The organism is Maridesulfovibrio zosterae DSM 11974 (assembly GCF_000425265.1).
In the GTDB taxonomy this organism is placed as follows: Bacteria; Desulfobacterota; Desulfovibrionia; order Desulfovibrionales; family Desulfovibrionaceae; genus Maridesulfovibrio; species Maridesulfovibrio zosterae.
Genome location: NZ_AUDC01000001.1, coordinates 78,511 through 88,357, shown reverse-complemented (window position 1 = coordinate 88,357; position 9,847 = coordinate 78,511). Strand labels below are relative to the sequence as shown.

Genomic DNA, 9,847 nt, shown 5'->3' with positions numbered 1-9,847 from the left:
TAGCATCAGCGCTTGCTACAGTATTAAGATTTTCAGTTGTAGTGGTTTGCGGTACGTATGTTGCTGAATATGAACTTCCATCATTTTTGATCTGAAGCAGCAATCCGGCCTGACCGCAGGCAAATCCTGCCTTTTCAGTGGAATCATAATAAACAGAAAGGATGTCAGCAGGGTTATAATCTTCACCGGAGGAATCTTTCACGCTGATAGCAGTCAGAGAATCTTTTTTGGCAAAATCTGTACCGGCAAATATTTTTCCGGAACCTCCGGCACCACCTACAATAATCCAATCATTATGTGCATTGATTACAAGATCATTAATATCATTTAATTTTGAAAATGTGGTTTCAGTAGTCAGAGTTTCACCGTCCAGATCAAACTGACACAAACCGCCATGGCCGAAAATGGCCAGCCACTTACTATCAGCGTTGGAAAATATTTTTAGACCCTTAATGTTATTCCCGGATGCAAGAGAGGCCTTTTTCAGCTCAGAACTATAATCTTTCCAATCAGTACCGTCTGTACTGAGCAGCCCGCCAGCAGATGTGACAATAAAAGCCTTTCCGTCGGCAGCAGCAATTCCTACAACATTCTCAGCAATAACAGATTGCAACTTAGTAGGGACAGAAACAGCTTTCCAAACACTTCCCTGAGTAGATGTTATGATTTTTCCTGTAACCGAAACAGCCCAATATTTGCTACCGTCATAAGCAACTCCGGCAAAATCATCCGTTACGGGCGAGATGAGCAGCTCCCAATTGGGAGTGCCACTCATTGAGGATGTGCTCATAGAATAAAGCTTACCATCCTGCCCTACTGCAACCATCCCTTTCGAAGTCGCAACACTGTCCACAATATTTGTACCGAGCGCACCCGGAACATTTATAGTCCATTCGGCAAAGGCTGTGCCGGATAATATAAATACTGTCACCATCGTAATAGCAGTTACTATTATCCTTAACTTACAATTAAACTTCATATCTCCCCATCTCTCCTATCTTTAAAGTCTTAAAAAGTTAGCTTGTTGTAAATATATTCTTTTGAAAATAAGCGCACAGCTCATATACACCAAATTAAAAATTCAAGTCAATTTATAACAAAAATAATATTTATAAGTATAATCACTTACACACTATACATATTGAAGTAGAATCATGCTGAGTAGATAAAAATAAGTCTCTTCAGCCCCTTTCCGACTCCTCCCCCACTAATCGGTATCACCTGATATCCGCCTGTTTTTTATCTCCGCTCTTGCCTTTTTTAACCTGCATGTGACATAGTTAAATTTCATATAATCTATACCGGCACATACCAAAGCAGGAGTACGCATGAATTTTCAAGAGCTGATAAAAGTGGAAGATCAACCTGTTATTTCAGCGGATTTTACTGGAGCAATTGTGTGCATCAATAAAGCTTTCACAGCTGAATTTGGATGGACAGAAACAGAATTGGTTGGAAATTCGCTGACAAAAATTATCCCTTCCGCCTTGCGCGATGCACATCAGCTCGGCTTCTCAGCGTATCTGGCAACAGATAATGCTACCTTGCTGGGGCAGCATCTTGATCTTGAAATACTTGCACAGGATGGAAGAATTCTAATGGCAGAGCATTTTATTTTAAGCGGTGAGATCAACGGCCAAAAGGCATTTGCAGCCCAGATAAAAATACTGACTTAAGGCTGAAGTGCCATGGAAAAAAAGACTGAAATCATAAATGAGCTGCGTTCATCCATCGGCAGGCTGGAGGCGGTACTGAGTTCTATTGATGAGGCTATTCTCTGGACTGACAGCGAAGGAAAGGTAAAATGGTGCAATGACAGTTTTGCCAGACTTATAGGTCAGAAACGGATATTCATCATGGGCAAAACAGTGACTGACTTCTTCCCTCTCAACAAGCGAGGACAGAAACTTCCGGCAGAAGCTCACCCGCTTTCAGTTGCGTTAAGGCTGGAGACTTCACAACAGGGAGACTACACATTCGGTCCCGACAACATCCCCTTCTTCATAAAGATTCAGTATCTTAACACATTAGACGGAAATCAAAGTACCGTTATCACTGCACGGGATTCATCTAAAGAAAAAGAACTGGCCGACTACCGGATTCAGGGTTCAGCACTTGCCGCTGCAGCAGATGCAATTGTAATTCTGGATAAGCGAGGCAAAATTCACTGGGCCAACAAAGCTTTTACCAGCATGACCGGATATGAATTCGATGAAATATACGGAGACACATTAAAAATACTGAAGTCAGGCCACCACTCCAAAGAATTTTACGCAGAAATGTGGGACACAATCCTTTCCGGTTCCCTCTGGATTGGAGAAATGGTCAACAAACGCAAAACCGGTGAAATTTATTACGAAGAACAAAAAATAACTCCGGTGCGAGATTCCGATGGAAAGATTTCCAACTTTATTGCCATAAAAACGGATATTACTGAAAAGCGACTGGCCCAGAAATCTCTTGAAGATCGGGAAGCAAAGCTTTCAGCCCTGTTCAACGGGGTGATTGATGCGATAGTAACAGCCGATTCAAAAGGTGATATCATTACCGTAAATCCGGCAGCAGAAAAAATTTTCGGCTACGAACACAAAGAACTTGTGGGAAAGAATGTTCGTCAATTCGTCCCCCCTGAACTGCGCCCCCATCACGACAGTTTTATTAAGCGTTATCTGACTACCCGCATTCCCAAAATAATCGGGATAGGACGGGAGATAGAGGCAATGCGCAAAGATGGAACACGATTCCCCATCGAGCTTTCAATCAATGAAATAATAACGGCTGATGCAACCATGTTTACCGCAATTGTACGGGATATTTCTGAAAGAAAACGTCAGGAACATGAACTGCATGAGCTTAATGAGCATCTTGAACAGCTGGTTGATACGCGGACAAAGGATCTGACTCAAAAGACGGAAGAGTTGATTCGGGAAATAGCTGAAAGAAAAGAAGCTGAGCGGCTTATCCGCCAGAGCAGCGAATTGCTGCGTTCCCTGCTTGATGGAATATATGCGGCCTTCCTTATTATCGATCTGGAAAACAGAACCATAACAGAACTCAATGAAGTTGCTGAATCCATGTTCGGATTTAAAAAATCTGAAATAATTGGATATAACTGTGATGACGTATTTGCCTCTCAAGGAAAATACATTGATACAGTCTGCCCCCGATCATACGAAGGTGAACCCACAAAAGAAAGTGTTGTGATAGGAACTGAAGGCACTCTCATTCCTGTCACACGTCATGTACTGCCTATCACATTAAAATATCGCCCGCATCTGGCCGTAATTCTTTTCGATATTGCTGAACGTAAAAATCTGGAAAGAAAACTGGCTATGGCGCAGAAACTCGAATCCATAGGCAGACTGGCATCTGGTGTGGCGCACGAGATAAATACTCCGATCCAGTATGTCGGAGACTCTCTTCTATTCATAAAAGAAGCCTTTGATGACCTGCTCAAAGTTCATGAAATAGATGAAAAAATCCTGCAGGCCTGCCGGAAATTAAATGAATTTGAAAAAATGATGAACAGCAGAGACGAAGTTGCAGAAGAACAGGACCTTGAATTTCTGATTAAAGAAATTCCCGGCGCCTGTAATGTTGCCAGCGAAGGAGTTACCAAAGTAGCTGACATTGTCCGGGCCATGAAGAACTTTTCCCACCCCGGTCATGAGGACAAACAACTCACTGACCTTAATAAATCAATCACTACGACTACAACAGTCTGCCGCAATGAATGGAAATATGTTGCCGAAATGGAGTTGAAGCCGGGTGATATTCCGCACATAAAATGCTTTCATGGCAGCATAAATCAGGTATTACTGAATATGACTGTCAATGCAGCCCACGCCATCAGGAAGAAATTCGAAGGCAGCGGGGAAAAAGGTAAAATAACAATTGCAACATCACTTGATAATAATTTTGTCATCATCAGGCTTTCCGACAACGGCTCAGGAATGACCCCGGAAATAAAAGACAAGATTTTCGAACCTTTTTTTACAACCAAGAAAGTAGGAGAAGGAACAGGACAGGGACTCGCAATTGTGCATGACATAATAGTCAGCAAACATAACGGCAGTATTGATGTGGACTCTTCACCGGAAACAGGAACAACTTTCACCATAAAACTGCCGCTTGAGTAAACAGCTGTGGTAGCCATAGCTCATTTATCACTAAAGGGTAATTATGAAGAAACCTAGAATTCTATTTGTTGATGACGAAATTAATATCCTGAAATCTATGAAACTTCTGCTGCGTAAAGATTATGATGTTGATACAGCACAGGGAGCCGTAAAAGCCCTTGAAATGATAACAACCAACGCTCCATACGCAGTTATTATTTCAGACCTGAAAATGCCCTCCATGGACGGGATTGAATTTCTGCACCGAGTCCAGAAAGCGGTACCGGAATCTGTAAGAATAATGCTCACCGGACACGCCGACGTGGAATCAGCTTCGCTGGCCGTTAACCGTGGGCATGTTTTCCGCTTTCTGACCAAACCAATACCAAATGCAGATATGCATCGCATTCTGGAAGCAGCTGTTAATCAGTATCAGCTGATCACCTCGGAAAAAGAACTGCTGCGCGGAACACTGCGCGGATGTATAAAAGTTCTTACCGATATTCTCTCAGTAGCAAGTCCGCAATCCTTCAGCCGCAGTGAGCGTATTAAACATCTGGCGGTAAAGACTGCGGAACTTTTGAAAATGCGAAATACTCTTCACCTTGAACTTGCTGCCATGCTCTCACAGCTGGGCTGCATTTCACTCAGCGAGACAACCCTTAACAAGATTCATTCAGGCGAAAAACTGAGCGAACAGGAACGGGTTGAATTTATGGATCATCCAAGAATTGGCGCAAAACTGCTTTCAAACATTCCGCGCATGGATCAGGTCGTTGAAATTATCAGCAGACAGAATGAACCTGCCGGTGAAAATCCGGATCTGCCACTTGAAGCAAAAATTTTAAAAGCCTGCCTTGATTTCGAAGAAATACTGCGAAGCGGAAAAACATCCGGTGATGCACTTGATGTACTGAGCACCCGACAGGGGTGGTATGAGCAGAATGTACTGAAATCGCTGCAACAGGCTGTTATACTGGAGGCTGATTATTCTTCCCGCAAAGTACCTGTGAAAGATCTGAAACCGGGCATGATACTTGACCAGAATTTATATGGACCGACAGGGACACTTATATCGACTAAAGGTCAGGAGGTTGGAGAAGCATCTATTATGCGCATAATCAATATATTCAAGGACAAAAAATCCAGCGACCATATCAAGGTGCTGGAGAGCAAATCAGGATCACATTTATAATCTGAATAGTGTCAGAAAAATGCTATAATACAATTAATTATTTCTTTAATAGACGTTACGGTATAATTTATACTAGTATAAATATTGAAATTTGAAAAATCAACTCAATCTATTGAGGAACTTATGAAGCCTAGAGTCCTTTTCGTGGATGACGATGTGAATATCCTTACCTCATTCCGCAATCTTCTGCGCAAAGAGTTCAAAATAGATACAGCCGATCACCCTGAAAAAGCCCTGCAAATGTTCAGGGATAACGGCCCATATCCTGTTGTTGTGTCAGACCTTAAAATGCCGGATATGGACGGACTCACTCTGCTCTCGGAAATAGGTAAGTTAAATGAAGACAGCGTAGGTATTATTCTCACCGGGCACGCTGATATTCATGCAGCTGTAACTGCTCTTAATCAGGGATATGTATTCAGATTCCTGACTAAACCGACCGAGCGGGACACTCTTTTAAAAGTCATCAATGCAGGACTTGATCAGTATGAACTGATAACAGACAACAAACTGAAGGCACGTATAATTAAAGAAGACCTGAATTCTGCGGCCTTTATTCAGCAAAGCTTTCTGCCGGAAATAGATTCAAACATAAACAACCTCTCGCTGAACTGGCTTTTCAAACCCAGTGGCGATGTAGGTGGCGATATGTTTGATCTTATCAAGCTGGATGAAGATAATACCGGATTTTATCTGATGGATATCAGCGGGCACGGTGTTTCAGCGGCACTTGCAGCAATATCCGTATCCAGACTCCTTTCAGGCAGCGCCCATCTGGTACAGCAACAGAACATAACCTCTCCCGGTGACCTTTTAAAACAGCTTGATTCTGATTTCCCCATTGAACGGCTCAATAAGCATTTCACCATGTTTTACGGGATCGTTAACAAATCCCGCGAGACATTGAGATACAGCAGTGCCGGACACCTGCCCCCCATACTGCAACGCCGTGACGGAACAATTGAACAGCTTGAAAGAGGTGGAAGCGTTATCGGTATCAACATCGGTATTCCTTTTGAGGAGGATGAAATTCCTTTCAACGCAGGCGACAGGCTTTTTGTTTATACTGACGGACTATCGGAATACGAATCTCCATCGCACGAAATGTTCGGCGAGCAGCGCCTTATATCCATTATTACTGAAAATGCCTCCAGATACTCGAAAGCAGTGCTTGATCATATTTATGAAGAAATGCTGAAATTCGGAGAAAACCTTCCACTACAGGATGATGTCACAATCTGCTGCCTTGAATTTGCCGGAGAAGAATCATGAATATGACTTCCCTTGCACAGGAATTCTACACCCGCATGTCTCTGCGGATGGGAGAACAGGCAGCCGCACAGCGGCTTAAATTGCAGGTTGAACACTCAGCTGAACTTTACGGCAAAGGATTCGGTAAAATCCATCTTGAAAATATCGAAGCTTTCATAACCTTTGTAGATATCATGCTGCGAATTTCAGGCATGCGTAGCAGAGGCAGACGCAACAGCCTTGACTTCAGAGTGGAGGAAAACGCCATTGAAATTTCAGACCTCGCTCCTGATCTTGAAGGATTTAAGATACTTCAACTGACCGACATCCACGTTGACGGATTTATTGATGGCGGCGAGGCCCTTTTCACTGTGCTGGACGATCTTGAATACGACCTCTGCGTTCTCACCGGTGACTACCGGTTACTGACTCATCACAGCTATACCCCGTCTTCTATTGGAATGAACCGCCTTATAAAACACATTCACTGTCAGCACGGAACTTATGCGATTCTGGGAAATCATGACTTTCTGGAACAGGTCCATTCTCTAGAAGAAAGCGGCATTAAAGTCCTGCTCAATGAAAATTCTATCATCAGGCATGGTGAATCCGAGATATTTATAGCCGGAGTGGATGATCCGCACTTTTACGGTTCTCACGATCTTGACAGGGCTTTCAGTTCACGACCTGACAACACATACACAATCCTGCTCAGCCATTCTCCTGAGCTTTATGCCGAAGCGGCAGAATACAATACAGATCTTTATATATGCGGACATACCCACGGCGGTCAGATATGTCTTCCCGGAGGTTTTCCTGTAATCACTCATGCAAACTGTCCAAGAGCAATGACCTCCGGAAGCTGGCAATACAAAAATATGTCTGGATATACTTCACGGGGAACGGGGTGTTCCGGAGTTCAAGCCAGATTCAACTGCCCTCCGGAAATCTCCATGCATATTCTTTATTCAAAAGCGGATGAAAACGGGGATATTTAATGACAAACCAGCTATTCATAAACAAAAAATTCAGGCCGGACCTGAAAAATCTTTCCATCAGCGCAGCCATGGTCAAAGAATGCTGTGAAAAACTGACTCTGGATGAGAAAACCAGCCGGCACGTTGACCTTGCTGTATCCGAAGCAGTGAGCAACGCCATACGCCATGCTGAAAATTCAAAAGAAAGCAGTGTGGTCCTGACACTGGTCTCTGACGGAAAAAAACTGATCATTGAAGTTGAGGATAATGGTCCGGGATTTGATTTTAAGAATGTATCCAAGCCTGATCTGGAAAAAGCTCATGAAGGCGGCTACGGCCTGTATCTCATAAAGCATGTAATGGACTCTGTCGTTTATGAAACCGGAATAAATGCCAATGTTCTGATTATGGAAAAGGACATTTCAGACAGCCGGACGGAGGAGATATAATGGAATATCTGCTTGTAGTCTTATCAGTGACCATGACCACTCTGGGACAGATTTTCCAGAAACTCGGAGCGGTCAGAATCAAATCTGAAATGGCGGATGGGAAAGGCGTAATTGCAGCCGCAGCCAACATCCATATATTTCTTGGCATCACAACTCTAGGACTGGGAGCTTTTCTCTGGCTCATAGTTTTATCCCGCATGGAACTTAGCCTTGCCTACCCCATGATGAGTCTGGGTTATGTGCTGGTAACCGTCGCATCAAAACTTTTCTTTAAAGAGGAAATACCCATACACCGCTATGCGGGCATTGCAGTAATAATGTTCGGTATTGTCCTGATATCAAGGAGCTGAGGAGTATAACCATGAAATCATATTTCCTTGTAGCCTGCTCTGTAATTCTGGGAGTGCTCGGACAACTTTTCATGAAAAAAGGAATGACTGCTCTGGGACCGCTGACAGATCCAGATATCATGACCTTCTTTCAGATTATTTTTCAGCCCTGGGTTTTTACCGGACTTATTGCATACGGACTTGCCATGATGATCTGGGTAGCAGTGCTCAGCAGGCTTGATCTCAGCTATGCCTACCCGCTCCTGAGTTCCGGTTATGTACTGGTTGCACTGGGATCATTATGGATGTTCGGAGATACCATATCACCAACCCGATGGGCTGGAATCCTCGTGATTTCAGCAGGAGTTGGGCTTACCGCCAAAAAGTGAGGTCTGTTAATGAATAACGCTCAAAATGATATCTACCTTTCGGTAGTCATACCTGCCTACAATGAGCAGGAGAGAATAGCCGACACCCTGTATACAGTGAAGGAATTTCTAAATGCCCAGCCTTACAAAAGTGAAATTATAGTGGTGGATGACGGCAGCCGGGACTGGACAACCGAAGTGATTAAAACCGTAGATATATACGGCAATGAAATGAAAGATCAAAATGTCAGTTCCATCATGGAAAATGTTAAAAATGTAGGTAAGGGATTTTCCGTTGCCAGGGGCATGCTGCGGGCACACGGTAAATACATTCTTTTTTCTGACGCAGATCTCTCAACTCCTATTGAAGAAGTAAATAAATTCCTTCCTGAGCTGGAAAAAGGCTGTGAGGTAGTCATCGGTTCACGCAGGATGGACGATTCTGAAGTGGAAAAAAAACCATTTTACCGGGAACTGATGAGTTTCACATTCAACTCGGTAGTCGGGCTCTTCGCCATTCGGGGAATTAAAGATACCCAATGCGGATTCAAGGCTTTCAGCAGTGAGGCGGGTAAAAAGATTGCAGACATGCAAAAGCTCTACGGCTTCAGCTTTGATGTGGAGCAACTTTTTCTTGCCCGCAAGCTTGGCTATTGCATCAAGGAAATACCGGTAAAATGGGAACATGTCGAAGGCTCAAAAATAGATCCCCTGCGGGACTCAATCCGTATGTTCATAGATGTAATGCGGATACGTATGATTCACCGCAAAGCCTGATATTTTCAGCCAACTATTTAACAGCGAGGAGAAACAGCTAATGCTTAAAGTAGACATTCAAGTAAAAAACGATATCTGCGTGGTAAAACCTGAAACTCACCGTCTTGATGCCAGCACAGCTCTTGATTTCAAAACAGCCCTGCTCAGACTGATTGAAGAAGGAAACCTGCGTTTACTGCTCAACCTTGAAAACATTGACTTTGTCGACAGCTCAGGACTGGGGGCAATAATTTCAGCACTCCGTCAGGTGGGTGTAAAAGGAGACATCAAACTTTGCGAGGTAAATGAACAGGTTGAAGAACTTCTCAAGTTAACCAGGCTGGACAGGGTTCTGGCAATATTTCCTTGTGAAAAAGACGCCCTTGCCGAGTATTAGCAGTTTT

11 protein-coding genes are annotated in these 9,847 nt (G+C 43.5%); 10 read left to right on the top strand and 1 reads right to left on the bottom strand.

Annotation, left to right across the window (positions count from 1 at the left end):
• Window positions 1–979, bottom strand: a 979-nt coding sequence (locus H589_RS18855; protein WP_156891579.1) for a hypothetical protein, incomplete at its 3' end; no start/stop codon positions are given.
• Window positions 980–1,328: 349 nt separating this feature from the next.
• Here H589_RS18855 and H589_RS0100315 point away from each other — a divergent pair.
• The 10 genes from H589_RS0100315 to H589_RS0100270 all read left to right on the top strand — a co-directional run bounded on the left by H589_RS0100315 (window position 1,329) and on the right by H589_RS0100270 (window position 9,840).
• Window positions 1,329–1,676, top strand: coding sequence for a PAS domain S-box protein (locus tag H589_RS0100315; RefSeq protein ID WP_027720177.1), 348 nt, complete (start codon window positions 1,329–1,331; stop codon window positions 1,674–1,676).
• A 12-nt stretch (window positions 1,677–1,688) separates the two neighbouring features.
• On the top strand, window positions 1,689–4,139 hold the full coding sequence (locus tag H589_RS20205) for a PAS domain S-box protein (RefSeq protein WP_051249556.1): 2,451 nt from the start codon (window positions 1,689–1,691) through the stop codon (window positions 4,137–4,139).
• A gap of 43 nt (window positions 4,140–4,182) precedes the next feature.
• Window positions 4,183–5,313, top strand: coding sequence for an HD domain-containing phosphohydrolase (locus tag H589_RS18845; RefSeq protein ID WP_035074497.1), 1,131 nt, complete (start codon window positions 4,183–4,185; stop codon window positions 5,311–5,313).
• A gap of 123 nt (window positions 5,314–5,436) precedes the next feature.
• The gene (locus tag H589_RS0100300) at window positions 5,437–6,585 is read left to right on the top strand and encodes a SpoIIE family protein phosphatase (RefSeq protein ID WP_027720176.1); all 1,149 of its coding nucleotides are present in this window, start codon (window positions 5,437–5,439) and stop codon (window positions 6,583–6,585) included.
• Window positions 6,582–7,562 (top strand): metallophosphoesterase, encoded by a 981-nt coding sequence (locus H589_RS0100295; RefSeq protein WP_051249555.1) that lies wholly within the window; start codon window positions 6,582–6,584, stop codon window positions 7,560–7,562. Before H589_RS0100300 ends, H589_RS0100295 begins: the two co-directional genes overlap by 4 nt.
• The gene (locus tag H589_RS18840; RefSeq protein WP_051249554.1) at window positions 7,562–7,990 is read left to right on the top strand and encodes an ATP-binding protein; all 429 of its coding nucleotides are present in this window, start codon (window positions 7,562–7,564) and stop codon (window positions 7,988–7,990) included. The genes H589_RS0100295 and H589_RS18840 overlap by 1 nt, the downstream gene beginning before the upstream one ends.
• On the top strand, window positions 7,990–8,340 hold the full coding sequence (locus H589_RS0100285) for an EamA family transporter (protein WP_035074494.1): 351 nt from the start codon (window positions 7,990–7,992) through the stop codon (window positions 8,338–8,340). The genes H589_RS18840 and H589_RS0100285 overlap by 1 nt, the downstream gene beginning before the upstream one ends.
• A gap of 11 nt (window positions 8,341–8,351) precedes the next feature.
• Window positions 8,352–8,708, top strand: coding sequence for a DMT family transporter (locus tag H589_RS0100280; RefSeq protein ID WP_051249553.1), 357 nt, complete (start codon window positions 8,352–8,354; stop codon window positions 8,706–8,708).
• Between the two features lie 9 nt (window positions 8,709–8,717).
• Window positions 8,718–9,464 (top strand): dolichyl-phosphate beta-glucosyltransferase, encoded by a 747-nt coding sequence (locus H589_RS0100275; RefSeq protein ID WP_035074493.1) that lies wholly within the window; start codon window positions 8,718–8,720, stop codon window positions 9,462–9,464.
• 40 nt (window positions 9,465–9,504) lie between these two features.
• Complete coding sequence (locus H589_RS0100270; protein ID WP_027720171.1) at window positions 9,505–9,840, top strand: STAS domain-containing protein; 336 nt, start codon at window positions 9,505–9,507, stop codon at window positions 9,838–9,840.
• The last annotated feature ends 7 nt before the right edge of the window (window positions 9,841–9,847 follow it).